The 26,439-nt window shown below is 63.3% G+C and carries 25 protein-coding genes; 9 read left to right on the top strand and 16 right to left on the bottom strand.

Annotated elements, in window-relative coordinates:
* The first annotated feature begins 80 nt into the window (after positions 1–80).
* On the top strand, positions 81–1,529 hold the full coding sequence (locus ACVWYQ_RS38355) for a cobyric acid synthase (protein WP_456727094.1): 1,449 nt from the start codon (positions 81–83) through the stop codon (positions 1,527–1,529).
* Here the strand turns inward: ACVWYQ_RS38355 and cobD are convergent.
* Both cobD and cbiB read right to left on the bottom strand, forming a co-directional pair.
* On the bottom strand, positions 1,518–2,483 hold the full coding sequence (cobD, locus tag ACVWYQ_RS38350) for a threonine-phosphate decarboxylase CobD (protein WP_271541245.1): 966 nt from the start codon (positions 2,481–2,483) through the stop codon (positions 1,518–1,520). The two genes, ACVWYQ_RS38355 and cobD, sit on opposite strands and share 12 nt — an antisense overlap.
* An 11-nt stretch (positions 2,484–2,494) precedes the next feature.
* Positions 2,495–3,436, bottom strand: coding sequence for an adenosylcobinamide-phosphate synthase CbiB (gene cbiB / locus ACVWYQ_RS38345; protein ID WP_271541214.1), 942 nt, complete (start codon positions 3,434–3,436; stop codon positions 2,495–2,497).
* A 120-nt stretch (positions 3,437–3,556) separates the two neighbouring features.
* Between cbiB and cobU the strand changes: the two genes are divergently transcribed.
* From cobU to bluB, 3 genes are read left to right on the top strand one after another with little or no spacing between them, the layout of a single operon-like run.
* Positions 3,557–4,060, top strand: coding sequence for a bifunctional adenosylcobinamide kinase/adenosylcobinamide-phosphate guanylyltransferase (gene cobU, locus ACVWYQ_RS38340; protein ID WP_271541216.1), 504 nt, complete (start codon positions 3,557–3,559; stop codon positions 4,058–4,060).
* Positions 4,057–4,839: an adenosylcobinamide-GDP ribazoletransferase gene (gene cobS, locus ACVWYQ_RS38335; RefSeq protein WP_271541219.1), complete on the top strand. Its 783-nt coding sequence runs from the start codon at positions 4,057–4,059 to the stop codon at positions 4,837–4,839. The genes cobU and cobS overlap by 4 nt, the downstream gene beginning before the upstream one ends.
* A 4-nt stretch (positions 4,840–4,843) precedes the next feature.
* Positions 4,844–5,476 carry a 5,6-dimethylbenzimidazole synthase gene (gene bluB / locus ACVWYQ_RS38330; protein WP_404542177.1) on the top strand — a complete coding sequence of 211 codons (633 nt, stop codon included), beginning with the start codon at positions 4,844–4,846 and terminating at the stop codon, positions 5,474–5,476.
* Here bluB and ACVWYQ_RS38325 read toward each other — a convergent pair.
* Positions 5,473–6,372, bottom strand: coding sequence for a LysR family transcriptional regulator (locus tag ACVWYQ_RS38325; RefSeq protein ID WP_404542180.1), 900 nt, complete (start codon positions 6,370–6,372; stop codon positions 5,473–5,475). The two genes, bluB and ACVWYQ_RS38325, sit on opposite strands and share 4 nt — an antisense overlap.
* A 128-nt stretch (positions 6,373–6,500) precedes the next feature.
* Between ACVWYQ_RS38325 and ACVWYQ_RS38320 the strand changes: the two genes are divergently transcribed.
* The 3 genes from ACVWYQ_RS38320 to ACVWYQ_RS38310 all read left to right on the top strand — a co-directional run bounded on the left by ACVWYQ_RS38320 (position 6,501) and on the right by ACVWYQ_RS38310 (position 9,166).
* Positions 6,501–7,439, top strand: coding sequence for a ring-cleaving dioxygenase (locus tag ACVWYQ_RS38320; RefSeq protein ID WP_275509260.1), 939 nt, complete (start codon positions 6,501–6,503; stop codon positions 7,437–7,439).
* Positions 7,436–8,074 carry an alpha/beta hydrolase gene (locus ACVWYQ_RS38315; RefSeq protein ID WP_404542183.1) on the top strand — a complete coding sequence of 213 codons (639 nt, stop codon included), beginning with the start codon at positions 7,436–7,438 and terminating at the stop codon, positions 8,072–8,074. The genes ACVWYQ_RS38320 and ACVWYQ_RS38315 overlap by 4 nt, the downstream gene beginning before the upstream one ends.
* Before the next feature lie 168 nt (positions 8,075–8,242).
* On the top strand, positions 8,243–9,166 hold the full coding sequence (locus ACVWYQ_RS38310) for an arginase family protein (protein WP_404542185.1): 924 nt from the start codon (positions 8,243–8,245) through the stop codon (positions 9,164–9,166).
* Positions 9,167–9,193: 27 nt separating this feature from the next.
* On the opposite strand, the gene ACVWYQ_RS38305 is transcribed toward ACVWYQ_RS38310, so the two are convergent.
* The 3 genes from ACVWYQ_RS38305 to styA all read right to left on the bottom strand — a co-directional run bounded on the left by ACVWYQ_RS38305 (position 9,194) and on the right by styA (position 11,344).
* Positions 9,194–9,721, bottom strand: coding sequence for a flavin reductase family protein (locus ACVWYQ_RS38305; RefSeq protein ID WP_404542188.1), 528 nt, complete (start codon positions 9,719–9,721; stop codon positions 9,194–9,196).
* The gene (locus ACVWYQ_RS38300) at positions 9,721–10,023 is read right to left on the bottom strand and encodes an EthD family reductase (RefSeq protein WP_404542191.1); all 303 of its coding nucleotides are present in this window, start codon (positions 10,021–10,023) and stop codon (positions 9,721–9,723) included. Before ACVWYQ_RS38300 ends, ACVWYQ_RS38305 begins: the two co-directional genes overlap by 1 nt.
* 70 nt (positions 10,024–10,093) lie before the next feature.
* Complete coding sequence (gene styA / locus ACVWYQ_RS38295; RefSeq protein WP_404542194.1) at positions 10,094–11,344, bottom strand: styrene monooxygenase subunit StyA; 1,251 nt, start codon at positions 11,342–11,344, stop codon at positions 10,094–10,096.
* Positions 11,345–11,436: 92 nt separating this feature from the next.
* On the opposite strand from styA, the gene ACVWYQ_RS38290 reads away from it, so the two are divergent.
* Positions 11,437–12,393 carry a LysR family transcriptional regulator gene (locus ACVWYQ_RS38290; RefSeq protein ID WP_404542197.1) on the top strand — a complete coding sequence of 319 codons (957 nt, stop codon included), beginning with the start codon at positions 11,437–11,439 and terminating at the stop codon, positions 12,391–12,393.
* A 98-nt stretch (positions 12,394–12,491) separates the two neighbouring features.
* Here ACVWYQ_RS38290 and ACVWYQ_RS38285 read toward each other — a convergent pair whose 3' ends face one another.
* The 4 genes from ACVWYQ_RS38285 to ACVWYQ_RS38270 form a co-directional block, all read right to left on the bottom strand.
* The gene (locus ACVWYQ_RS38285) at positions 12,492–13,844 is read right to left on the bottom strand and encodes a transposase (protein WP_456725395.1); all 1,353 of its coding nucleotides are present in this window, start codon (positions 13,842–13,844) and stop codon (positions 12,492–12,494) included.
* A 109-nt stretch (positions 13,845–13,953) separates the two neighbouring features.
* Positions 13,954–14,430 carry a hypothetical protein gene (locus tag ACVWYQ_RS38280; RefSeq protein ID WP_271545114.1) on the bottom strand — a complete coding sequence of 159 codons (477 nt, stop codon included), beginning with the start codon at positions 14,428–14,430 and terminating at the stop codon, positions 13,954–13,956.
* 626 nt (positions 14,431–15,056) lie between these two features.
* Entirely contained in the window at positions 15,057–16,838 is a 1,782-nt protein-coding gene (locus tag ACVWYQ_RS38275; RefSeq protein WP_404542200.1) for an adenylate/guanylate cyclase domain-containing protein, read from the bottom strand.
* Positions 16,839–16,983: 145 nt separating this feature from the next.
* Positions 16,984–18,423, bottom strand: coding sequence for an IS1182 family transposase (locus ACVWYQ_RS38270; RefSeq protein WP_404542203.1), 1,440 nt, complete (start codon positions 18,421–18,423; stop codon positions 16,984–16,986).
* A gap of 461 nt (positions 18,424–18,884) precedes the next feature.
* Between ACVWYQ_RS38270 and ACVWYQ_RS38265 the strand changes: the two genes are divergently transcribed.
* Complete coding sequence (locus ACVWYQ_RS38265) at positions 18,885–19,055, top strand: hypothetical protein (protein ID WP_271545116.1); 171 nt, start codon at positions 18,885–18,887, stop codon at positions 19,053–19,055.
* A gap of 656 nt (positions 19,056–19,711) precedes the next feature.
* Here ACVWYQ_RS38265 and ACVWYQ_RS38260 read toward each other — a convergent pair.
* From ACVWYQ_RS38260 to ACVWYQ_RS38235, 6 genes are all read right to left on the bottom strand, one after another.
* Positions 19,712–20,005 carry a hypothetical protein gene (locus ACVWYQ_RS38260; RefSeq protein ID WP_271545117.1) on the bottom strand — a complete coding sequence of 98 codons (294 nt, stop codon included), beginning with the start codon at positions 20,003–20,005 and terminating at the stop codon, positions 19,712–19,714.
* 383 nt (positions 20,006–20,388) lie between these two features.
* Positions 20,389–20,775, bottom strand: a complete 387-nt coding sequence (locus ACVWYQ_RS38255) for a nuclear transport factor 2 family protein (protein WP_036035076.1) — start codon at positions 20,773–20,775, stop codon at positions 20,389–20,391.
* Positions 20,776–20,985: 210 nt separating this feature from the next.
* Complete coding sequence (locus ACVWYQ_RS38250) at positions 20,986–22,644, bottom strand: amidase family protein (RefSeq protein WP_404542206.1); 1,659 nt, start codon at positions 22,642–22,644, stop codon at positions 20,986–20,988.
* A 228-nt stretch (positions 22,645–22,872) separates the two neighbouring features.
* The gene (locus ACVWYQ_RS38245; RefSeq protein WP_271545119.1) at positions 22,873–24,366 is read right to left on the bottom strand and encodes an ABC transporter substrate-binding protein; all 1,494 of its coding nucleotides are present in this window, start codon (positions 24,364–24,366) and stop codon (positions 22,873–22,875) included.
* 56 nt (positions 24,367–24,422) lie between these two features.
* Entirely contained in the window at positions 24,423–25,427 is a 1,005-nt protein-coding gene (locus ACVWYQ_RS38240; RefSeq protein WP_404542209.1) for an ABC transporter ATP-binding protein, read from the bottom strand.
* Entirely contained in the window at positions 25,424–26,437 is a 1,014-nt protein-coding gene (locus ACVWYQ_RS38235) for an ABC transporter ATP-binding protein (RefSeq protein WP_456727093.1), read from the bottom strand. The genes ACVWYQ_RS38240 and ACVWYQ_RS38235 overlap by 4 nt, the downstream gene beginning before the upstream one ends.
* Positions 26,438–26,439 lie beyond the last annotated feature (2 nt).

The following is a 26,439-nucleotide window of genomic DNA, read 5'->3' as shown; positions in this document are numbered from 1 at the left end:
CTCTCCCGCAAGCGGGAGAGGTGCACCGAGCCCGCAGCTGCTTGATTCAACTCAATCCCATTCCGCTTTAAAAGATATCGATGGCACGCGCATTGATGATCCAGGGGGCCGGCTCGGACGTGGGCAAGTCGCTCATCGTCGCCGGCCTTGCGCGCGCCTTTGCGCGCCGTGGTCTGCGGGTGCTGCCGTTCAAGCCGCAGAACATGTCGAACAACGCCGCGGTCACCGTCGACGGCGGCGAGATCGGCCGCGCCCAAGCGCTGCAGGCGCTCGCCGCCGGTGTCGAGCCGCACACCGACATGAACCCGGTGCTGCTCAAGCCCGAGACCGATGTCGGCGCGCAAGTCGTGGTTCACGGCAAGCGCATCGCGACCGCACGCGCGCGCGACTACGCGGCGATGAAGCCGTCGCTGATGGGCGCGGTGCTCGAGAGTTTCGAGCGCCTGAAGGCGCGCGCCGATCTCGTGCTGGTCGAAGGTGCCGGCAGCCCGGCCGAGGTGAATTTGCGCAAGTCCGACATCGCCAATATGGGCTTTGCCCGCAAGGCGAATGTGCCGGTCGTGCTGGTCGGCGACATCGACCGCGGCGGTGTCATTGCCCAGCTCGTCGGCATCAAGACGGTGATCGACCCCGACGATGCCGCGATGATCTCCGGCTTCGTCATCAACAAGTTCCGCGGCGACCCCACCCTGTTCGACGACGGCTACAATCTGATCGAGCAAAAGACCGCATGGCGCGGCCTTGGCGTGCTGCCCTGGTTTCCGCGCGCCGGCGAGCTGCCGGCCGAAGACGCGCTCGGCCTGCGCGATGCGCGCAAGCCGGGCCGATGCAAGATCGCCTGTCTCGCGCTGTCGCGGATCGCCAATTTCGACGATCTCGATCCGCTCAAGCTCGAGCCGGGTGTCGATCTCGTGATGGTGCGCCCGGGCGAGGCGATCCAGGGCGACGTGCGCCTCGTCATCATTCCCGGGTCGAAATCAACCCGGGGCGACCTCGCCTTCCTTCGTGCGCAGGGCTGGGACATCGACCTGCTCGCCCACCACCGCAGGGGCGGCCATGTGCTCGGCCTCTGCGGCGGCTATCAGATGCTGGGACGCAGCGTCGCCGACCCCGAAGGCATCGAAGGACCTGCGGGCGACACGCCGGGCCTCGGGCTTCTCGATGTCGAGACGGTGATGAGCCCGCAGAAGACGCTGACGCGCGTTGCGGCCGTGCACGCGGCGACGGATCAGCCGATCCAGGCTTACGAGATCCACATCGGCCGCACCGACGGCCCGGATCGCGCCCGCCCCTTCGCGAGGCTGGACGGCGAGCGTGAAGGTGCGATCTCGCGCGACGGCCGTGTGCAGGGCAGCTATCTGCACGGCCTGTTCACGTCGGATAATTTCCGCAAGGCATACCTCGCCAGGCTGGATATTCCCGCGGGCGACGAGCCCTATCACGCCAGGGTCGAGAGCGCGCTCGAGGCACTGGCCGATCACATGGAAAAGCATCTCGACGTCGAAGGCCTGCTCGCGCTAGCGCGCTAGGGCCTCGGCAAGGCGCGTCCATTCGGCTTCGCTGCCGGGCAGCCCGAGACGCAGCCATGTCGGCTGTTGCGCGAAGACGCGGGACCAGATGTGGACGCGCGCGAGCTTGTCTTGAGCGGCCCGCGCGTCAGGCGTCTGGTAAAGACGGAACAGCGGTGTGCCGCCGATGAGCCGCCAGCCTTGCGAAGGCGCCATCGCGTCGAGACGAGCACAATCATGGGCGAGCCGCGCCGACGTAACCTCGGCCCAGGCCTCATCGCGCAATGCACGACAGCCGATTTCGATCGCCGCGCCCGAAACGGGCCATGGGCCGGACATTGCGGCAAGCCTGCCGATGTCGGCGGCATGACCGATGGCGAATCCGAGCCGCAGGCCGGCAAGCCCGTAAAACTTGCCGAACGAGCGCAGCACCAGCAGTCCCGCCTGATTCGCCTGCGGCGCAAGCGACAGCTGCGGAACGGCGTCGGCAAAGCTCTCGTCAATGACGAGACGGCCGACGCGCGGCAGTAGCGCCAATAGATCCTGTGGCGCAGAACGCCGGCCATCCGGATTGTTTGGATTGACGACGATGGCGAGGTCCGCGCCCGGCAGCGCGCCAAGCTCTCCGACTTCCTGCACCTCCCAGCCTGCGGCAGACAGCACGCCGGCATATTCATTGTAGGTCGGCGCGAAAATACGCGCGCGACCGGGCGGCACGAGTTGCGGCAGCAATTGGATCGCAGCCTGCGCACCGCCAAGCGCAACGATTGGCGCGCCGGTGCGGTACGCGTGCCCTGCGGCCTGATGCAGCGCCTCGATCTCGGCACGTGACGGCAGCGCGCTCCACGCGCGCGCGCTCACCTCGCCCACGGGATAGGGCAGCCGGTTGATGCCGGTCGACAGATCGATCCAATCCTCCGCGCGTCCGCCAAAACGCTGCTGGGCCAGGTCCAGATTTCCACCGTGCTCGCGCATGCCCCGTTGTTTCATGCGAAGGCCAGGATCGCAAGCAGGCCTGCGACCAGCAGCATGGCGCGACGGTAGACGGTCAGCGCCTCCGCGATGTCGGCGGCGCGCGGATCGCGCGCGCCTTTGTTCAGCCAGGGCTCGTCGGTCGCGCTGCCGTGATAGATGCGGGGACCGCTGAGCCGCACACCGAGTCCGCCCGCCATCGCCGCTTCCGGCCAGCCGGCATTGGGCGAGCGATGATGGCGTGCATCGCGCGTCATGCAGGCCAATGCTTCCGACCGTTGCGGTGCCAGCAGCACGAACAGGAATCCGGTCAGCCGCGCCGGGATGAAATTGGCGACATCGTCGATGCGCGCTGCCGCCCAGCCAAAGGCTTCGTGCCGTTCGCTGCGATGGCCGATCATGGAGTCCAGCGTGTTGATCGCCTTGTAGCCGAGGATACCGGGCAGGCCGAACAGCGCGCCCCAGAACACCGGCGCGACGATGCCGTCTGAGGCGTTCTCGGCAAGGCTCTCGATCGCCGCGCGCGCGATGCCGGCCTCATCGAGGCTTGCGGGATCGCGGCCGACGATGCGCGAGACCGCATCGCGCGCGGCGGCGACGTCGCCGGCAAGCAAGGGCATGGCGACGGCCGCCACATGATCATGCAGCGAGCGCAGCGCGACCAGCGGCCAGGCCAGGATGCCAATCAGCACGATCTGGATCCAGCCCGAAGGAAGCAGTGATTGCAGCGCCCAACCGAGCGCCACGGAGAGCGCAATCACCGCAACCGCGGCGGCGGCGCCAGCGGCTCGGCGCGATGCCGGCGGATCGGACGCGCGATTCCAGGCACTGTCGACGGCCGCAATCAGCCCGCCCAGCCAGGTGACGGGATGGCCGATCCGCGCGAACAGCCACGCCGGCCAGCCCAGGAGGGCATCCACCGCCATCGCCACCACCATCGCGCCCGCAAAGTCCACATCTAGCTCCTGTCCCGCCCCTGTTGCGCAAGACGGCGGCCGAGTGCAAGCCCCTCGCCGCCTGATTTCGGCTTTGTCTTTGGCCGCGTTTGATGATTAGTGCTGCGGCAGGAGACCTTCATGGCCGTCATCTTGATCACCGGCGGGGCGCGATCGGGCAAGAGCACCCGGGCGGAAGCGCGCGCGCGCAGCTTTCCCGGCCAGCTCGTCTATATTGCGACCGCCGAGGCGCTCGATGGCGAAATGCAGGAGCGCATTGCGAAGCATCGCGCGCGGCGCGGAACCGACTGGATCGAGCGCGAGGCGCCGCTCGATCTCGTGCAGGCCCTGGTCGAGACCGAGGGCGGCGGCGCGAGACTGGTCGATTGCCTGACGCTCTGGCTGTCCAACCTGCTGCATTCCGAGCGCGACTGGTTACGCGAGGTGACGCGCCTCGCAGACGTTCTTCCCCGCCTGCGGAGTCCGGTCATCATGGTCACCAACGAGGTCGGTCTCGGCATCGTGCCCGACAACGCGCTGGCGCGCAGCTTCCGCGATGCCGCCGGGATCATGAACCAGATCATTGCCGGTGTCGCCGACGAGGTCGAGTTCGTCGTCGCCGGCCTGCCGATGAAGCTGAAATGATCCCGCGCGCCGAACTGCTCAAAGACATCTTTGCCGATCTCAGGATGGCGACATCGTTCGTGACGATCCTCCCGCTGGCATCCTCGAAGCCGGCTGGTGACGGCGCGATCGCGCGCGCGACGTGGGCGCTGCCGGTCGCGGGACTGCTGGTCGGCCTCGCCGGCGCCCTGGTTTACAAGATCGCCACTCGCTGCGGACTGACGCCGAGCCTTGCCGCGTTGCTCGCGCTGGCCACGACCGCCCTCATCACCGGCGCGCTGCACGAGGACGGACTTGCCGACACCGCGGATGGACTCGGCGGCGGCCGCACGAGCGAGCGCAAGCTCGAGATCATGCGCGACAGCCGGATCGGGACCTATGGTGTCTGCGCCCTGATCCTGTCGTTCGGCCTGCGCTGGAGCGCGCTTGCGACGATCGCAAATCCATGGGCCGTCATGCTCGCGCTGTGTGCGGCGCACGTGGCTGCCCGCGCCGGCGTGCCGGCCTTCATGTCGCTGGTCCCGTCGGCGCGGCCTGATGGGCTGTCAGCCAGCGCCGGGGCGCCGCCCGGCCGTAGCATCGCCATCGCCTTCGCGCTTGGAACGCTCGCGCTTGCCCTGGCGTTGGGGCCAGCCAAGGCGCTGGTCGGCCTGATCCTGCTGTCGCTTGCCGGCCTGTTACTGGCGCGGCTTGCCATCCGCCAGATCGGCGGGCAGACCGGCGACATCCTCGGCGCGTTCGAGCAGACGGGCGAGATCCTGATCCTGCTAGTGGCGGCGTCCTTCCAGATGGGGCGATGACCTCATGGTCGAGTTCGACGATACCTTCCGCCAGCACTTGCGCGAGCTGTTCGTGTGGCGGCGCGACGTGCGCCGCTTCCGCAGCGATCCATTGCCGGAGGGTGCGATCGATCGCCTGATCGAAACCGCCTGCCTCTCGCCTTCGGTCGGGCTCAGCCAGCCCTGGCGCTTCGTCGTCGTCGACGATGCCGCAACGCGCCGCGCCGTGGTCGAGGATTTCAGGACGTGCAATGCCGACGCGCTGAGCCGCTACTCCGGCGACCGCGCCGCCCGCTATGCCACCTTGAAACTGTCCGGCCTCGAGCAGGCGCCCGCCCACCTCGCGGTGTTCGCGGACAAGGGCAGCGACATCGGCCACGGCCTCGGCCGCGCGACCATGCCGGAGACAACCGAATATTCCGTGGTCGCCGCCATCACCGCGATGTGGCTCGCCGCGCGTGCCGAGGGCGTTGGCCTCGGCTGGGTGTCGATCCTCAATCCGGATCGCATTCAGGCCATCCTCGACGTGCCGCCCTCGTGGAAATTCATCGCCTATCTCTGCATCGGCTATCCCGAGATCGAGTGCGACCGGCCCGAGCTGGAGCAGGCGAAATGGGAGCACCGGCGGAGCGCGGACGCGTTCACGCTGCGGCGCTAGGCGAGAATATCCTCCCGCCCAAACCGCTCCACCAGGAAATCGATGAACAGCCGCACCTTCAGCGACAAGTGCCGCGTTGGCGGATAGACCGCATAGAGCGCTAGCGGCGGCGCGGAATACTCATCCAGCACTGTCCGCAACTCGCCTTTCCGCAACGCATCGGCCGCAATGAACTCCGGCAGCAGCGCCAGTCCCCTGCCCTTGATGGCGACATCGCGCAGCACCTCGGCATTGTTGACGCAGAGCGACCAGGCCGGCTGGATCCAGTGGTCGCCGTCGCCGCCTGTGAGCTTCCACTGATTGCCCGTGAGCAGGAAGCCGTAGGTCAGCGAAACATGCTCGCGCAGATCCTGCGGATGCTTTGGCGTGCCGTGCCGGGCGAGATAATCCGGCGACGCACAGATCATGCGCGCCACCGGCATGATCTTACGCGCGATCAGGCTGGACGATTCCAGCTCCGCGATCCGCAAGGTCACGTCAAAGCCGTCCTGCACGGGATCGAGCAGATCGTCGCTGAGCACGATCTGGAGCTGAAGCTCCGGGTAACGCGCCATGAAATCGGCGAGCACCGGCCCGAGCCGCATCGTGCCGAACGACATCGGCGCGTTGACACGCAGCAGCCCCCGCGGTGCCGATTGCGCCTGCGTCACCGCCTGGTCGGCAGCCTCGATCTCCGAGAGGATCACGACCGCGCGCTCGAAATAGCGCTGGCCGTTCTCGGTCGGGCTGGCGTGCCTTGTGGTGCGGTTCAGAAGCTGGACGCCGAGGCTCTCCTCGAGGTCGGCGATGTACTTGCTGATCGCCGAGCGCGACAGCCGCAGCTGCCGACCGGCCTCGGCAAAGCTGCCGCTTTCCACCACCTTCACGAAGGCCCGGAGGCTGCCGAGCTTATCCAAGCGCCCGCCCCGTCGATTGTTTCCAAATCGTAGACATAGCCGTCATATTTGCATGGATTGTCTCCAATCTAAAGCGGAACGATATTTCCGGCCAGAGCAAGACCGCTCCCCGAATCTGGAGGACGACAATGTCGGGACTGCACCATGTCACCGCGATTGCTGGCGATCCCATCCGCAATTTCGGCTTCTACACGCGGGATCTTGGCCTGCGCTTCGTCAAGAAGACGGTCAATTTCGACGATCCCGGCACGTACCACTTCTATTATGGCGACGAGACCGGCCGCCCCGGCACCATCCTGACCTTCTTTCCTTGGGCCGGCGTCTCGGCCGGGCGCCGCGGCGTCGGCGAGACCCATCAGACCGCCTTCCGCGTGCCGCAGCGCTCGCTCGGCTATTGGACGCAGCGCTTCACCGAGAAGGGCATCGCGTATGAGGCGCTGGAGAAGCGTTTTGGCGAGTCCGTGCTGCCGTTCACCGATCCCGATGGCATGGCGCTCGCGCTGGTCGGCATATCAGGTGCCGAGAACGAGCCGGGCTGGAGCAATGGCGACGTGCCGGCCGAGCACGCGATCCGCGGCTTCCACGGCGTGACCCTGCTGCTCGACAGCGCGGCGAAGACGGCGGCCATCCTCACCGACGTGTTCGGCTTCAAGGAGACCGGGCGCGAGGGCTCGGTGATCCGTTTCAAGGCGCCCGGCGATGTCGAAGGCAGCGTCGTCGACATCTACGAAGCCAAGGGCTTCCTGCGGGGCCATCAGGGCGGCGGCTCCGTCCATCACATCGCCTTCCGCGCGGCCGACGATGCCGAGCAGGGCGAGATGGCGCAAAAGCTCGTCAGCAATCACGGCCTGCACCCGACCGAGCAGCGCGACCGCAACTACTTCCGCTCGATCTACTTCCGCGAGCCCGGCGGCGTGCTGTTCGAGATCGCGACCGACATCCCCGGCTTTGCCGTCGACGAGCCCGTCGCGAGCCTCGGCCGCGAGCTGAAGCTGCCTGCTTTCCTCGAACCGCACCGCAAGCAGATCGAGGGCGTTCTGCCGAATCTGGAAGAGACCGCGTCATGACCGAGACTTCATTCATCCATCGCTTCGAGCCCGCGACCAGCGCGGGCTCGCCCCCGCTGCTGCTGCTGCACGGCACCGGCGGCGACGAGAACGACCTGCTCGGCCTCGGCAAGATGATCTCGCCGGGCTCCGCCCTGCTCTCGCCGCGCGGCCGCGTGCTCGAGCACGGCATGCCGCGCTTCTTCCGCCGTCTCGCCGAAGGCGTGTTCGACGAGGAGGACGTAGCCCGCCGTGCGCACGAGCTCGGCGAGTTCGTCGCGGAGGCGCGGCAGCGCTACGGCATCGCCGCGCCGATCGCGGTCGGGTTCTCCAACGGCGCCAACATCGCCGCGGCGCTGTTGCTGCTGCAGCCGGACGCGCTTGCCGGCGCGATCCTGCTGCGCGCGATGGTGCCTCTATCGGATCCGCCCGAGGATCCGCCTAAGCCTGCGCTCGGCGGCAAGCCGGTGCTGCTGCTCTCCGGTCAGGCCGACCCGATCGTGCCAGCGAGCAACTCGGCGCGACTCGCGGCGTTGTTGTCGGACACCGGCGCGCGCGTCGATCACAAGGTGCTGCCAACAGGCCACCAATTGTCGCAGGCCGATGTGGCGCTGTCCCGCGACTGGATCAGCACGGTCGAGGCCGAAGCGGCATGATCTGACGAGCAGCGGCATATGTAGGGTGCGTTAGCCTTGGCGGCCGCGCAAAGCGCGGTCGGCATGGCTTAACCCGCCGCTTCGGTCACTGCGCAGAGGGCGACCGATCGGAACACGGTCAAGCGATGCACGTTGAGCCGATGCATATGTGATCCATGGATACGCGTAGTGCATCCCGACATGACGACTTTCCTGGGTGTTGAGGCCTGCGACTTGACCGCCGCACTGCCGCCCGCCGACGCGATTTTGTTCGGCGCGTCGGATGCCACCCCGTACCTTGCAGGTCAGACCAGCCATGCCTCCAAAGCGCCCGACGTCATCCGTCGCGCGCTGCGTCACTATGAGAGCGATCTCACCCGCTGGGATTTCGACCAGGAGGCCGAGCTGCTCGATCCGACCAAAACGAGGGTCTTGGACGGCGGAAACGTGCCGACCGACCCCATGACTCCGGAGCGCAACCGCGACGCGATCAGAGCAGCTACGCAAGCCGTCCTTTCGGCTGGCGCCGTTCCGATCCTACTAGGCGGTGATGATTCCGTCCCCATTCCTTTCTTCGAGGCGTTCCAGGACAGCAACGGACTGACCATCGTGCAGATCGACGCCCACCTTGATTGGCGGGATCAGCGAAACGGATCCGGCTATACCTTCTCCAGCACGATGCGGCGCGCCAGCGAATTGCCCTGGGTCAAGCGCATCGTGCAGGTCGGCTTGCGCGGCATCGGCGGCTCCGGTCGCGCGGAATTCGACGATGCAAAAGCGTGGGGCGCGAAGATCTTCACGGCAAGACATGTCCAGCATTACGGGATCGCAAGCGTGGTCGAGGCGATCGAGGATGACGGCGAGTGCCTGATGACCATCGATTGCGACGGTCTCGATCCATCGGTCATCCCCGGTGTGCTCGTCCCACAGCCCGGCGGTCTGTCCTACTTCGATGTGGTCGATCTCATACGGGGTGTCGCGACAAAGTCCAGAATAGTCGGCCTGGACATCGTCGAATACGTTCCCGAGCGCGATGTGCAAAATCTTGGAGCGATTGCGATCGCGCGGATCATCTGCAATGCGCTGGGCTGCATTGGGCGGCGGAAGGTATAGTGGTTCACCCTTCCGAGCACAGTCGTCTCAAGTCCACCATCCGTCACCGGGATAGGCAACACGATCCGCCGAAGAGATTTCCATCCCCACGCCCCTTCGAAGACGGCTGGCGTAGAATGCGAGAGGCGTTCCCTCGTTGTGCCGGCACCAGCGCACCTCGCCGATGAAGAGCGTGTGGTCAGCGATATCGATCGATTGGACCACCTCGCAGGCGAACTGCGCGATCGCCTGCGGGAGCACGAAAAATCCTTGGCGAGGCACGAGCGGCGAAGCGTCGCGCAACAACGGCCTTCCGGCGAAGTGCGCGCAGAGCGCAGCATCTTCCGCATGCAGGACATTGACCGAATAGACGCCGGACTTGACCACAGCCTGCCACGTCCGCCCGTGCATGAGAGAGACAAGCACGGTTGGCGGATTCGCCGAAACGGTCGTGAAGCTGTTGGCGGTCATGCCGAGTGGCGCGCCGTCCTGGTCGACGGTCGCGACGACCGTAATGCCCGTCGCGAACCGCGATGCGGCAGCCCGAAAGCCGGCCGGATCGGCATGATGGCCCATTACGCGCCTTCGAGCTTGAAATGGCAGAGTGTCGCCCCCTTGGGCGAATAGTTCGGCACGTCGGCTGCGACCTTCCGGCCGATGCTAGAGCCGAGCGCCGCCTCCATCGCAGCAGCGTCGGCGAAGAATGCCTGGAAGATGCAGAACGGCGCCTCCCCCGGTCCGAGCCGTTGGGGGAAAGCGTAATGATGACGCACCAGACCCGGGAGCGTCGCGGCCAGGGGGACGTGCTTGTTTACGTAATAGGCCCTGAAGGCCGATGGATCGTCGGGCGTCGGATAAAGAACGGTCAGGCAGTGCATTGGTGTTCCTCTCAGACACGGTTCAGCCAACCGCCCGGGAGCGGAGCTGATTCCGTATGCCGGTTCGGCGTCAGGCGGCGATTTTTGCGCTTCTATCGATCCAGTCGTGGATGCGCTTGTCGCTCGCCAAACGATCCCACTGGCGCTCCGGATAATTGAAGTTCTCGGTGAACTCGTCGCAAAGCGCCCGGTCCTGCGACATGGCGAAGATCAGCCGGCCCATGGCCTCCGATGGCGGCTGCAACATCATGTTGGTCCAGCGGGCAGCGGCAAGCACGCGGTTCTCGCGCGCGCGGTCGACCTCCTCGACGAAGCGCGCATCGAATGCCACCGCGTCGGTGATCGCCTTGCCGAGCTCGAAGGCCGCATATGAGGCCATGTTGGCGCCCTGGCCCATCAAGGGATCGACGACGGAGTGAACGTCGCCCAAGGCAATGGCGAGCTTGTCGCCGTCGAAAGCCACCCAGGACTGCCGCACCGTCGGCACCACCGCGCCTTGCAGCAGGTCGAGCGGCTGGGCCAGCCCGAAGCGGTGCGTGTCGATGCGGTTGTAGGTGTGCGGATGATGCTTTTCCAGCTTATCCAGAATGGTCTGGCGGAATGCTGCCGGGTTGTCATCGTAGCTGAGCGACACCAGGTCGGCCATGTCGCCGCCGGGAATGTTTTCCATCAACAGCGCCGTTTTCATGCCGCCGAAGGTCAGCGTGGGAATGACGATCATCTCGCCATGGCCGGGCGAGACGGACAAGGTGACGCCACGCGGATCGTCGCCATCCGGGCTGCCGTGATAGACGCCGTCATACAGGCCGACGCAAAGCAGGCGCTGCGGCCGGGTGTACGGAGACAGTTCGGGCCGGTGGGCGAACATGCGCCCGAGGGCGCCCTTGCCGGTGGAGACGACGAGAAGGTCGAAGCGGGAGACTAGCGCGGGGATGTCGTCGTCCTGGATGCTGGCATATTCGATCAGGCCGCCACGATCTTCGAAGTCCTTCATCAGTGCCGGCAGGTAGATCCGGTAATCCACCGCGCGGCTCGGCCGCTGAAATGCACCGCGGAACAGCAGCCCGCCGTTCGGGAAATTGAAGTAATGGTCGTGGTGGTGATAGACCACCCGGGGATCGTCCCAGTGGTTCACGCCGAGCTCGTTCTCGCGCGCGATGGTGACGCTGTGATGCGCGACGGTGTTCATCAGCCGTGTCGCCGCATATTGCTCCGGGGCGCGGTCCGTCAGCACGGTTGCCGCGATGCCCTGCTTCTGCAGGTACAGCGCCAAATGCAGGCCGCCGATGCCGGCCCCTAAAATGCCGATCGATTTGCTCATTCGTGTCCTCCCCTGAACGCAGGAAGGCTAGACCGGACCAGTCATGCCGTATATGGAATGGTCAGAATAATATAAATTCCGGCGAGGAATGAATGGACCGGATCGAGGCGCTGCAAACCTTCATCCGGGTGATGGAGGCAGGGAGTTTCACCCAAGCCGCCGACGACCTCGGTTTGGGGCAACCGGCGATCAGCAAGCGCATCGCGCTGCTGGAAGCCGAGTTTCGCTGCCGGCTGTTCGTGCGCACCACGCGCAAGCTGCGGCCGACCCCGGAAGCCGACCGCGTGTTGAAGTACGCCAAGGACATTGTCGCGCTGCTCGAGAGCGCGGGCGCGCCGACGCAGAGCCGGATCGGCAATCCGTCAGGGACGTTGCGCATGACGGTGCCGACGTCGTTCGGCCGCTTCTTCTTCCGTGAGATCTTCGCCGAATACACCCGCCGCTATCCTGATGTCCGGCTGGACGTCAGCTTTACGGAACAGTTCGTCGACCTCATCGAAACCGGGACCGAGCTTGCGATACGGATCGGCAGCCTCAATTCGAGTTCGTTGGTAGCGCGGCGGGTGAGCACCATTAAGCGCCTGCTGGTGGCGGCGCCCGGACTGCTTGCGCGACATCAGGTGCCCTCGTTGCCGGATCATCTGCGCCGCATGCCCTGCGTCACCTACTCACGCCTGTCGCAGAAGAACCAGTGGACGTTCGAATCCGAAACCGGCCGTTACGTCGTGGACATCGCGCCGGCGATGACCTGCGACGATGCGGACGTAATGACGCTGGCTGCATTGGAGGGGATAGGCGTCGCCGTGCTGCCGAACTGGTGTACCCAGGAGCACATCGCGGCCGGCCGCCTCGTCCATGTGCTGCCCGACTTCGTCGTGCCGCCGCTGCCCATGCATGTCGTCTATCCCGACCCGCAATGGATGTCACACCAGGCGCGACTGTTCCGCGATCTGATCATCGAACGTGCGGACGTCTTCACGCTCGTTGACCGCTTTCGAAACGCCGATCTCGCCGCTTCGGCAGCCACGGAAGTTAGCTCGTTCCGTTGAGCGTTCGGCGTCTGGAAAGGGCCGATTCCGTTGAAAAAGGCCGGCAGTATTTTGTTGTAATAGCTCCGTCGCGACGTGACCGAACTGCTCCATCGACCCTATGCGAGCCTCGCGATGGGCATCGGGATGAGCTTGGCCATCTTTCGAAGGTTCTGGGCGGTGGCCGCGAGGATGAACTCATCGCGCGCGCCGTTCGGGCCTCGTAAACGCAAACGGTCGAGCTTGAGGATGCGCTTGAGGTGGGCGAACAACATCTCGATTTTCTTGCGAAGCCGGCGCGAGGTGCCTCCCTCCCACGATTTGGCGATCTGGCGCGCCATGTCGCGAGCGCCTTCGTAGATGGAGCGCGGCACCCTCCGTGATGCCTGCTTGGGGCAACACCGAGCCTTCAATGCGCATCGATCACAATCGCGCTTGCTGGCGAGGTAAAGCATGGTGGCACCATCATTCACCAACGTTCCGGTGGTGGTAAGAACTTTGCCACCAGGGCAACGATAGATGTCGCCAGCATGGTCATAGGTGAAGTCGTCGCGCGAGAAGATACCGTCTGTGCGGGCGGACTTATCGAAGACTGTAACGTGCGGTTCGATGCCGTGCTCATAGACCAGCCAAGCGAGCATCTCGGCCGAGCCATAGCCGCTGTCACCGAGTAGCCGGCTCGGATAGAGATCAAACCGCTCCAGCGATCGTTCAATCATGCGCTTGGCGGCCAATACCTCCGCCTGCCGGATCGCCGTCGTTGCCTCAACATCGACGATGATCGCGTTCTCGACGTCGACCAGGTAGTTCGTCGAATAAGCGAAAAACGCTTGGCCACCGTGCGCCCCCGTCCAGCGCGCCGCCGGGTCGGAGGGCGATACGAACTTCGGGGTAACCTCGGTCGCCGCTCCGAACGCGGCATCATCGAGGACAGCCAGATACTCATCGATTGCTCGGCCGGCAGCCTCCGGCGGAAGTCCCTTATCGCCTTCGATGCCCTTCTGCCGATTGGCATCGGCCTTGATTAGGCTCGCATCAACCGCAAATCCCTCACCGCCGACCAGTCGTTCCTCGATGCAGCGGCGCAGCACGCTCTCGAACACGCGACGGAAGAGGTCGCTCTGCCGGAAGCGGCCATGCCTGTTCTTGGAGAAGGTCGAATGATCCGGCACCGCCCCATCCAGACCGAGCCGGCAGAACCACCGGTAGGCCAAATTGAGGTGAACCTCATCGCACAGGCGCCGCTCCGACCGGATGCCGAAGCAGTAGCCGATCAGGAGCATCCGGATCATCAGCTCGGGATCGATCGAAGGTCGGCCGATGCTACTGTAGAAAGGTGCCAGCTCCCGCCTGATCTCTTGCAGGTCGACGAACCTGTCGACCGATCTCAAAAGATGGTCGGAGGGAATATGCTTCTCGAGCGAGAACTCATAGAACAACGCAGCCTGCTCGACTTGCTGATGCCCCATCATGATCTTCAGTCCTGCCAATTAGACAGACTGAATCACTGCTATCCTTGAGTCGCAACTGCCGCGTTTTTCAACAAAATCGGCCATGTCCAGACATCGCCGCAGCGGACAACTACTTTGGCTGCCAACGGACCAGGACCTCGGGTTTCGGCGTTTCACCGACCGGCCAGATGTGCAGCTCATATCGATCTTTCCCCTGAACCCCATTCACACTTGCAAGCCCAAACGAGAGGAAGGCTGCACCATAAAATCCGGGTAAAACGGGAATTGAATAGGCTTCCGGCCAATAGTCAGAGCAGCCTGCGACCATCAGCCGACGATCCGTTGTGAACAGTCCGGCCTTCACGGCGTGGTCCGCGCGCGCAACTTGATGCGTCAAAGCGGGAGCAACGTCGTGCAAGACCACGCGCAGCGGCACTGTTGTGTTTCGTTCGGTGGCGAAACCCAAGATGTGTTCGCACGCGATGAAGCGGTCTGCCAGCGCGCTCGGCGCCTTCCAGGCATCCGACCAATCAACGTCCGCTTTGAGATCAGAGAGGTAAACCTGGAAATAGTCTGCGAATGTTTGCAGATCGGTGTCCGCACCCATATCACACGCTCCGATCAAAGCCTTCAATAGACGAAGTGAGAGATTCAGCAACAGCGGCGAGGTCGGCTCGGAGCCACAACCCGACATCGCCAAACGGAACGATGACGATCCCAGTCATCCGGCCGATCGGTAAAACCGTTTCAGAAACTCATCGATCTCGCTATCGCCCGCTTGCCAACATGGGCCACGCTCGTTTGTCAAGAGACAGAGGCCGAGCAGTTCTAAAGGGCCATTTGCGAACAAGTTCGAGCGTTCCTTTCTTCGCGGCCCAATGCTCCTGGCCATCGCTATTGGTACGTTCAACGAGATATCCGAGTTTCGTCAGCGTGAGATATGCCGGAACGTCGGTATTGCCTGCTGCCGCAATCCGTTCTTGCACCATCTCGTTCCTCACGCCAGTTGAGCCAGAAGTTGGCTACCGCCCACTCATCGCAATCGACCTTGCCGGCATTGCGCGATGACCGCAATGGGTCAAAATGCGAAGAACTCAGGTTGAGCAAATCTGGTCCGCTCCGGCTCAACGAGCGGACTTCCAACTGGCAAGGCGCAACTTCGCAGATGGGCCAAAACCGGACCCTTGCACGGCAGCATAGAGAAATTCATCATTAGAGGCCGCGCGAGCGGAACTATGCTTCCGGAACTCCGGCTAAGCGCATGCCCTCAATGATGCGTTCGCGCCCGGCTCGGTAAACAGGATTGTCGCTGTTTGCATGGGTGACATCACGGTAGCGGCGTATGGTGAAACGTGGATCGAGCGCAAGCCCCGCATTCACTGTAGCCTGTGCTTCGTCCAACTTACCGAGCCGCGCGAGTAAGGCCGCAAGATCGAAATGGGTGACGGAATAATTCCGGTTTACCTCGATGCCCCGACGCAGCCAGACCACAGCTTCGGCATCAGCGTTGAGCTGCGCCTTGGCAAGGCCGACCCAAACTAACCATCGATGAACCATGGTGTCGCGGGGAGAAAGGCGGAATGCCTCGTTGATGTGAGATTCGGTTTCTGCGCCCCGACCAAGAAAATACTTGGCGAGACCGATCATAGCGTGGGCGCGGGCCAAATTGCGATCCAGCGTCACCGCGTGGTCACACTCAGCGATGCCCTGAGATGCGCGTCTCGTAAATATTTGCACAGTGCCTAAAATCGCGTGAGCAGAAGCATGGTTCGGTGAAAGGGATAAAACCTTTGTTATGGTTGTCTCTGCCGCCGCAAGCCGCGCTGAATAGTCGTCAGTCATGACGGCAGACCCAAGTGCAATATCGACCCGCGCCAAACCGACCATGGCCTCGACATTTTCAGGATCGAGCGCAATGGCTCTCTCGAAGAAACCGCGCGCTTGTGCCACCCAATTGGGGGTCAGCCCCTTGTTGAACCAACTGTAACCTTGGAAAACCAGGTCCATTGCGTCTGGGTGCGGTGAGCGCTCCGCTCGGCGCGCCTCGGCGGAAATGAGTTCGGCGTCCAGCGTATTGGCTAGCCTCGATACGATTTCGTCCTGCATATCAAAGAGGTCGGCGACGGGCTTGTCAAAACGCTCCGCCCAGAGGTGGTTGCCAGTTTCGGCGTCGACCAATTGCGCATTCACCCGAAGGCGATTGCCAGCGCGCTGTATCGAGCCTTCGAGCACATACCGGACGTTCAACTCACGCCCCAGCTTCTTTACATCAATGGGTTTGCCCTTGAAGGTGAACGCTGTGTTGCGTGCAATCACGAACGCCCCGCTGATGCGCGACAAGTCCGTGGTGAGGCTCTCGGTCACGCCATCGACGAAATAGTCTTGCTCCCTATCGTCACCCATGTTCGCGAACGGCAACACCACAATGGAAAGATGGGGTGCCCCAGCTGAGCTTGGGGTAATGCTACTAACCCGTGCGCCAAGTCCACCCCGGACCACAGCATAGGCATGTATCGGACGGGCTATGTTCTTGAGTATCTGCTCACCCAGATCGATGAACCGGAGTTCGAGCCTGTCCCGGACTTGATCGTGGGCCGAAGACGAGATGCAAATCCCGCCCGGCTCCGCGATGCCTTCGAGACGCGCCGCAATATTGACGCCGTCACCAAAGATATCGTTCTCTTCGATGATAACATCACCGACGTGAATCCCGATGCGAAATTCGATCCGTTTGTCCTGCGGCACATCGGTATTTTGTTCTTCCATGCCGCATTGGATTTCGCGGGCACATCGTAAGGCGTCTATCACGCTGGCGAACTCAACGAGAGCGCCGTCCCCGGTATTCTTGACGATGCGTCCGCGATAATCAGTGATCTTGGGATCGAAAAGCTTTTTTCGAATAGCTTTCAGTTGCGCCAGCGTGCCTTCTTCGTCGATCCCGATCAAACGGCAAGAGCCCGCGACATCCGCCGCCAGAATAGCCGCCAATCGCCGCTCTACATGATCGCTGCTCAAGATGGTCCCCCTTACTGGGGAAATCGAATGGTCATATAGCACAATTGTGGGGCCGTGTCCGGCTATGCGCACGTCGGAAATGGGTCTTGGTCGTGTAAAAACGCCGGTCGCTAGGCAGTCGAGCGGAAGTCATGATCGCTTGGTGTCAGGCCGCGATCGCAGCCATCAGCGGCTTGATCCCGACGATGTTCATGACCCGTGTCAGATTGTAGGCCAGGACGGAGAGCGCCATTTCGGCCGCCACTTTCGGAAGCGTTTTGGTCAGGAAGTGTGTCGCTCCCATGCGGGCTTTCATGGTGCCGAACGGATGTTCGACTGTTTCGCGACGCTGACGCATGGCGTGCGGGTTTGCATCAAGGCGATGCTGCACAGCCTCGAGCAGATGCTCATGCTCCCATCGCGTAAGCCGCCGTTCTGACCCAGGCGTGCATTGGGTCTTGAGGGAACAGCTTTGACAGGCCGTCGTCCAGTAGCGCCGCAGCACCTTGCCGTCTTCTTCATTCGTAAAGCGATATGACAGCCGCTCCCCGGCCGGGCAGCGATAGGCGTCCTCCTCTGGCAAATAGGCAAAGTCCTGTTTACCGAAGCGTCCGTCTGCCTTAGCGCCGGACGTTAGCGGTTTGGGCAGAGTTACTGTGATGCCTGCTTCGTGGCACGCGAGGATCTCTGGGCTGTTGAAGTAGCCGCGATCGGCTACCGCTTCGAGCGTCTCGGTCTTGAGAACAGCCTTCGCCTGCTTGGCCATATTGGCAAGTTGTGCCCGATCCGAGCCGCTGTTCGTCACCTCATGCGTCACAATCAGATGGTGCTCGGTGTCTACGGCGACCTGTACGTTGTAGCCAACAACGCCAGAGCCGCGGCCGCTCGTTGCCATCGAGCGGCTGTCGGGGTCGGTCAGCGAGATTTGCTGGTCAGGCGAAGCAAGCATTTGCTTCTCGTAGACGGCAAGCTTGCCCATTTCCTCCTTCAGCTTTGTCAGCTTCTCGGTAAGCCTCGTCACCTTCGTGGCCAGCGCCTCCGTCGGCTCCTGGCGGTCGGCCGTGTCAAGTTGGCTGAGATAGCGCGCGACGCTCTCCTCCAACTGAGCACGCCGTCGCTCCATCTTCGCGCGCGTGAAGTTCCTGTCCCGGTTGTTCACGGCCTTGAACTTGCTGCCATCGATGGCGACGCTCGCCGTCGCCAGCAGACCAATGTCTCGGCAGAGTTCGACGAAGCGCGCACATACCTTGCGCAGCGCCAGGCCGTTGTCGTTCCGGAAGTCCGCAATCGTCTTGTGATCGGGAGCGAGCCGACCCAGCAGCCACATCACCTCGACATTGCGCCCGGCCTCTCGTTCCAGCCGCCGACTCGGCTGTACCCGGTTCAGATAGCCATAGATGTAAAGCTTAAGGAGCACCGAGGGATGGTACGACGGCCGACCCGTGGCCGCCGGCTCCACACCCTCAAAGCCCATCTCAGCCAAACCGAGCGCATCGACAAATACGTCGATCACGCGAACTGGGTTGCTCTCGTCAATGAAGTCATCGAGGCATTCGGGCAACAGCGTCCGCTGCCCACGATCCGCCTCTTCAACGAAGCGCCTCATCGATTCCCCCAAAGAATCACAGGAGAATCATAACAGCAGTCCAGTGTTTTCACACAGCCAGGGTCACGAGCGGTCCTCAGCGGGTCGAGACCGAATGTCTGCAACGGGCCAATAGGCCCCGACAAGTGGCGCATTGAGGGTCGGAATGGCCCGACCGATGGCGATCAAAGGCAAACATGCGATTTCCGCCGCATGATTGATGATTGCGAACGGGGGCCGCGGACCATAAAAGCATATCGCCGCCGTCACAGGTAAGGCGGGTACCATATTGCAAACGGCGAATTCCAATCTCCAGCGTCATTAAGCACGAGCAATATCGCCGCTCCTCGCGAAGATGCGTTTCCGTTGAAAATTGAGAATTGGATGCCGCGGCTGACGCGCTCCTCTCCCTTGAAATAGGCCGAAGTCTTCATCACTCGCGAAGCAACATCGGCCGTGCAACCCCGGACAGGAATGTGACGTTGAACAAGCGCAAGGATTACGTTCAGGTCGCGGGGATGCTTAGAAAGAAGGCCATCGAGTTCCCGGACGAACGTCACGAGCTTGCCCGCACAATCGTCATGACCTCCATCCTGCGCCAACAGGCGGCGACGCCAAGCCGCCGGTGCCGACGAGCACTAATGCCAGCGTGACTATCCAAATCTTGCGCATCGTAGGTTATTCGCTGCTCGCGGTGTGCCGACGCCAAAAGTGAACTCAGAAAACAAAACGGACAGGAAATCAAACCCGGACGATTTCGAATGCGGTTTTTACATGCCGTCAAGGATGACCGCTGTGGGTCAAAGGCAGCGGTCAGCCCCTCGGTCGGGCGACGTCCGGCTTCCCTCAGACAGCAGACATGGCAATGGTTCTCGTGGTGTTCAGCTCAGGGCGAACAGGCGACATTGCACGCTTAGGATGATATGAAAGAGGTCGCCAACTGAGGCGGTCTAACGGGAGAAGCTGATGCCAAATTGGATAGGACCACTCCTCGTCCTCATAGCTCTTGTCGGGTTTATTAGCTTTGCGGTTCGGCAGGGCACAAAGACGTCACGAGATCGGACAGACAACGGTGGCAGCGATCTGCCGGGGATGGGCGGCGGCGGAAATGGAGCTTAAGCCGCTGCTAGAATGAAACTAGCCCACCGAGGGGTCGAGTGCCGACTCTCGACGAGATGCTCATCGATTGTCCGTTATGGGTCAAAGTCAGCGGTCCGCACAGGAGGCGATGACTTCTGCTGTGGCCCCGACTACAGACCTACCGCTGCACCGCGCCAACGGATGCGATGGGCCATTTCCGGACGTCAAATCATTGCTTCTTTTCTCGCTCGGCAAGCCGCCCCATCGAGAAAAACTTCTCCTCATGTGCAGCAATGGCCTCCTCAACAGTCTCGAACCATTCACTGCGTTCAATCGGCTCGACTTCGATAAAAAGCTCAGCAAATTGGCGATCGAAGCCGGATCGTGCGTCGCTCGCTATCGGCAGAGTATAGAAGTCGGCGCTCTGGACGCAAAAAAGATGCGACGCAAGGTCCTCAAAGCATCGGAAGTGCACTGCTCTTTCAGCGTCAATTCGCTTCCAGATAGATAGTTCTCTATACATCGGCGTTCACCACTTCTACGCTTCCACTCGACCAGACTGATCAGGAACAAAATGACTAACCTTGGCATGCCTATCGAGAGCTTTATCATAGAGCGCTTAGACGCGGGTGGCTGGCGCATTACAGAGCGTCGCGCTGATCTCACGGACATCCCTGTTGCCGACTTTGTGTCACTCCGTGACGCGCAAGAATGGGTACAGTGGAAGCAGGGCGTTCCGAAGCTCAACCCTTACGCTGTCGAATAGGCCAACGGGCGCAGCTTCCGGTTTGGGTCATGAGCGCCAATTGTCGGCACGGCGGGTTACTTCCGATTTCCCCCGATGAGCCGACAACAGAGACGCTGCACGGACCTGCACCTCTGGGCCACATTCGGACATGTGCGTCGTTAAGCTGACGAAGGTCCTTCAACAATCTTCCAATATGAGTCCTTGCGGATCACCTCGTCCGCGCGAAAAGTGTAAAAGTCACATCCTCGGACCTCGATCTTTTTTCCTTCGCCTGTAGTGCCCGTTAGCGTCCATTTTGAAATGCCCGTGTTTGCCATCGTATCCACAAAATGCTCGGCGTCGCCGTAGTGAACATCGGGTAAGCCTTCAAAGCGCGTCGCGAGCCCGTCTCGTACGTTGCGTTTGCCCTCGAAGCGGGAGCCCCAAGGCTTGCTTCCCCTCGGCATCTCCAAGACACAATCGTCAGCAAAGAACTCCATGATGGAATCCAAGTCGTGCGCGTTGAACGCTTCACACAGCGCCGTCAATTTCGATCGAATGTCCATCCTTCCCTCCATCGAGTTCCCGGAAGGCATACAATAACACAAGCGCACGCAGGTGAGTTGAAGGGCCGATTAGACGTCTGGTCGATGTCGCCTTCGGGTCACAAAGCGCCCTCCCCAGGACAGGACGGCGCATCCGCTGCATCAGTGAGAACAGACAGCGGCCTTGTCAGCACATGCCACCGCCATCATCCGGCGCACGCATAGCGCACTCTAAAGCGCCGGCAAGCCGGGCGGCGACTTGCGCTTGGCGGAGGCTTGCTCATACGCGTAGGCCAGGCGAAGTAGCTTGTGCTCGCTCCAGGCAAGGCCTGCGAAGGTGACGCCGAACGGATAATCGGGCGTTTCCTTGCCGTCGTCTGTCCCCGAAACGAACCCGCCCGGCACCATGACGCTGGGATAGCCGGCCCTGGCGGCGATTGCGGCGCCGTATGCGCCGGGGAACAGGACGGCGTCGAGCTTGTGCCGGCTCATATAGGCATCCATGCCGCGCGTCTTGGCCGAGAGCAGGTCCATGGCGCGCGCCGATTTGTACTCGCGCTCGCTGAGATCGCCCCTGGTCATCTCCGCGGCGAGAAAGTGGTCCTGGCCGAAACGCAGCGCCCTGCCCGCATTCGCCTCGTTGAAGGCGACGATGTCGGCCATGGTCTTGATGTCCGTGTTGGTCGCCCATTCCTTCAGATAGAGATTGAGGTCGTGCTTCAGTTCGTAGAGGAAGACGACCGGCGGTCGGGCAATCGTGCCTTTGTGGGCGCTCAGCGGATTGCGGTTAAGCACGGCCATGGTCGTGCCCGGCCCGCCGATCCAGCCTGATGTCGGCATGCTGGCACGCACGACGACGGCTCCGAGATCCTCCAGCACCTGGATCGCCTCAGTCATCAGCTTGGCCGACTTCGGTGGCAGCTTGCCGTAATAGCAGTCGTTCAGCGGGTCGACATGGTCGCTCGGCACGCCAATGCGCACACCTTTCATCGCATCGCGCGTCAGACCGGCGGTGTAATCGGCCGGCCGCCGCTGCTTTTGCGTCGCCGGATCGAGCGGGTCGTTGGCCGCGAGCACGTTGAGCAGCAGCGCCGCGTCGCGCACGGTCCGCGTCATTGGCCCCGCGGTGTCCTGGCTGTGCGAGATCGGCACGATGCCGGCTCGGCTGATCAGCCCGACCGTCGGCTTCACGGTGACGAGGCCATTCTGGCTGGCGGGAAAGAGCAGCGAGCCCGAGGTCTCCGTGCCGATCGAAGCCGCACACAAGCCTGCCGCCACCGCGACCGCCGAACCCGCGCTCGAGCCGCCCGGGGACACGACGGGGATGCCGTGATCGTCGGCCAGCGCCGGCGCATAGGGATTCTTGACCTGACCGCCCAGCGACGAATAGCCGAAGGGCATGTCGACCGCGAGCATGTTGGAGAACTCGGTCAGATTCGCCTTGCCGAGGATCACCGCGCCGGCCTCGCGCAGCAGCTTGACGAGCGTTGCATCGTCCCGTGCGCGCGCGCCTTCTAGCGCCAACGATCCCGCCGTGGTCGGCTGCGCGTCGCCGGTCGCGATGTTGTCCTTCACCAGGATCGGGATGCCGGCCAGCGGCCGCTCGGCCGACGGCTTGACGCCGTCGAGCCTGCTCGCGATCGCGAGTGCGTCGGGATTGAGCGCGCGGACCGCGTTGAGCTTGGGCCCGTCGCGGCCGTAGGCTGCGATGCGCGCGAGATAGGCTTTGAGCAGCGCCGTGGCAGTGACATGTCCGTCAGCCAAAGCATGAGCGATATCGCTCATCGACGCATGATCGAGCCTCGCATGATCAAGCTTTGGGGAGATCGGCGCCTCGGCGCTGACGACCGCCGCGGCAATGCCGGCATTGCGGCGGGATGATTTCTGCACGGCTGCCTCGACCGACGGCGCGCGTCTCCACCACGAGACTCGAGCATGCCATCATGCCAGTGTTTTGCCCGACGGGTCAACTTTCGGGCGCATCGCGTCGATCACACAGGCGCAACGTGCAAGCCATTGAGATGACTGACCCCGGCTACTGTGCATGGGGTTGTTTTTCAGGTTTTGTTTGGAGCTGCCCTCTCCAACGCGTGGAGAGGGCACAGCAATGGACGCCGCCTATTCCCAATACCAGGCGGAGAAGTCGTTCTCGAACTGCGGGACTTCTTTCCAGACGCCCTTCAGCTTCTTGTTGATGACGGTGGGCCATTGCGGCTGGAACAGGTAAGCCGAGACTGCATCGGTCGCCAGCATGCGCTGGGCGTCACCGAGCAGCTTGGCGCGGCCGGCTTCGTCCGGCGTCGAGACGATCTGCTTGTAGAGCGCGTTGAACTTCTCGTTGTTGTAACCGAGGTAGTAGTCCGGCTCCGTGATCTTGACGAGGTCGAACGGTTCGACATGGCTGACGATGGTGAGATCGAAATTGTGCGGGCCATTGCCGGCGAAAACCTGCGACAGCCATTGCGCCCATTCGACGTTTTCGATCTTGGCGGTGATGCCGACCTTGGCGAGCTGGGCCGCGACGATCTCGCCGCCTTGCCGCGCATAGGGCGGCGGCGGCAGCTTCAATGACAGTTCGAGCGGCGTGGTGACGCCGGCTTCAGTCAGCAGCTTCTTGGCCTTCTCGGGATCGTACGGGTTGATGCCGGTGGTGTCGACATAGCCGAGCGATCCCGGCGTGTAGAAGCTGCCGATCGGCGTGCCGTAACCCTCGACCGCGCCGTCGATCAAGGCCTTGCGGTCGATCGCGGCAAGGATGGCGCGGCGAACGCGGACGTCGTCGAGCGGCTTCTTGCGATGGTTGATGGCCACGATGGTCTTGGCCCTGGAGCCGCCGATCAGCACCGTGAAGCGCGGATCAGACTTGAACTGAGCAACCACGCGGGTTGCGATGCGCGGGAACGCGTCGACGTCGTTCGAGAGCAGCGCCGCGGCCTGCGCCGCCGGATCGGAGATGAAGCGGATCGTCACCTTCGACAGCTTGATCGCGGAGGCGTTGCGGTAGCCGGCCCATTTGTTCAGCGTGATCGAAGAGCCCTTGGCCCAGGCGCCAAGCTGGTACGGTCCGGTGCCGACCGGCTGCGTGACATTGGTGCCAGCGCTCTTTGGCTCGACGATCGAGCCGCCCGCCTGCCCGAGCAGGAACGGCAGGTTCGGCTCGGAATATTTCACTGTGATCACGACGGTGTCGGCGTCGGGCGTCTCGACCTTCTCGAAGGCCTGGTACAGGCTCTTGTCCTTGTTGGTGCTGGTCGGCGCCGCGTTGCGCTCGAACGAGAACTTCACCGCAGCGGAATCGAACGTTTCGCCATTGTGGAATTTGACGCCCTTGCGCAGCTTGAACGTATAGGTCTTCAGATCGGGCGAAGCGGTCCAGCTCTCGGCGAGCAGCGGCGAGGTGGAGCCGTCCTCGTTGATCTTGGTCAGCGTCTCATAGATGTTGTAGAGCGTGACCTCGGCGATCGCGGCAGCGGCGGCATTGGTGGGGTCGAGCCCCGGCGGCTCCAGCGTCATCCCCATGACGACGCTGTCCTTCTTGCTCTGCGCCAGCACCGGCAAAGGCGCCGCGACGAGCGCAGCTGCAAATGCGACGATCGATAGTTTCCTGAACATGCGCGAACTCCCCAACCGATCCTGTTTCCAGCTTAACGCCAATCCTGCCCCGAACACTAACCTTCCATGGCCGCCTGCGGCAACGCCATCACAGCCTCGGCCTTGTGGCAGGCGGCAAGGTGCCCCTCGCCCACCTTGCGTAACTCAGGCGGAACCTCGCGACAATGCTGGTCGGCAAGAGCGCAGCGCGATGCATAGGGGCATCCGGCCGTCGCCGCCGATTGCGAGGCGATCGCCTGGGCTCCGCGGCGGCGCCGGCCACCTCCGGCGCGCGCCCGCGGTACCGCATCCAGCAGCGCCCGCGTATAGGGATGGGCGCAGCGCTCGAACAGATCCTCCGGCCGGCCCTGCTCGACGATGCGGCCGAGATACATCACCGCGACCTCATCGCAGAGATAGTCGACGACGGCGAGGTCGTGGCTAATCAGGATGTAGCTCAGGCCGAACTGCTCCTGGAGGTCCTGCATCAGGTTCAGCACCTGGGCCTGCACGGAGACGTCGAGCGCCGAGACCGGCTCGTCGGCAACGATCAGCTTCGGCTGCGTGATCAGCGCACGCGCGATCGCGATGCGCTGGCGCTGGCCGCCGGAGAATTCGTGCGGATATTTTTCCATATCCGCATCGCGCAAGCCGACCTGGCGCAGCACCGCGGCGATGCGGTCACGGAACGTGGTGCGGTCGGCGCCTTCCAGCACGGTCAGCGGCTCGGCGACGATCCGCGCGATGGTCTGCCGCGGATCGAGCGAGCCATAGGGGTCCTGGAACACCATCTGGAAATCGCGCCGGGCCCGGCGCAGTTCGTCGGCCGGCAGGCGATTGAGATCGCGTCCGAGCAGCGCGACCTGTCCTGCGGTCGGCCGCTCCAGCGCCATCACGACGCGCGCGAAGGTGGACTTGCCGGAGCCGGACTCGCCGACGATGCCGAGGCTCTTGCCGGCCCGGACCTGCACGCTGACGCCGTTAAGCGCGCGCACCTGCCCCGGCGGACGGAACAGACTCTCGCGCGGCAGCGTGTAGCGCTGCTCGAGATCCCTGACGTCGAGAAGCGGGGCGATGCTCATGCGGTCAGCGCTCCGACGCGCTCGGCCATCGACACGTCCGTTCTGATGCAGCGCGCAAAATGGCCGGGGCCGACATCCACCATCGGCGGCAGCGCGGCACGGCACTGATCGATCACGAGTGGACAGCGATCGGAGAAGGTGCAGCCGGACGGAAGATCGGCGAGCTCCGGCACCGTGCCCGAGATCGTCTTCAGCCGCGTCCCCTTGCGTGCGCCGAGCTTGGGCCGGGCACGGAACAGGCCCTGCGTGTAGGGATGGCCCATGCGACGGAACACCTCGTCGGTCGGCCCGCTTTCGACGACGGTGCCGCCATACATCACCATCATGCGATGGACATTCTCGGCGATGACGCCGAGATCGTGCGAGATCAGGATCATCGACATGCCGCGCTCCTCGACGAGGTCGGCGATGAGGTCGAGGATCTGGCCCTGGATGGTGACGTCGAGCGCGGTGGTCGGCTCGTCCGCGATCAGGAGGTCAGGCTCGCAGGCAAGCGCCATCGCGATGGTGATGCGCTGGCGCTGGCCGCCGGAGAACTGATGCGGATAGGCATCGACGCGACGCGCAGGGTCGGGAAGCCCGACGCGGTCGAGCAAGGCGATCGCCTCTTTGCGCGCCTGCGCCGCCGAATAATTCTTGTGACGCCGCAGCGGCTCGGCGACCTGGTTACCGATCGTGTGCATCGGATTGAGCGCAGTCATCGGCTCCTGGAAGATCATGCTGATGCGGTCGCCGCGCAGGCGGCAATAGTCGGCATCCGCAAGTCCGACGAGCTCGTCGCCGTCCAGCTTGATGCTGCCAGTGACGACGGCACTGTCCGGCAGCAAGCCCATCAACGACAACGCCGTGACCGACTTGCCGCAGCCGGACTCGCCGACGAGCCCGAGCGTCTCGCCGCGCTTCAGCGCAAAGCTTACCCCGCGCACGGCCCGCGCCGGCCCGCGGCTGGTGTTGAGGCGGACGCCGAGATTTTCGACTTCGATCAGCGGCGTGTCGGAGCGCTCGGCCATCG

This window comes from Bradyrhizobium sp. USDA 3397 (assembly GCF_054060965.1).
Note: the sequence above shows the minus strand (reverse complement) of the source record. Positions and strands in the feature narration are given on the sequence as shown.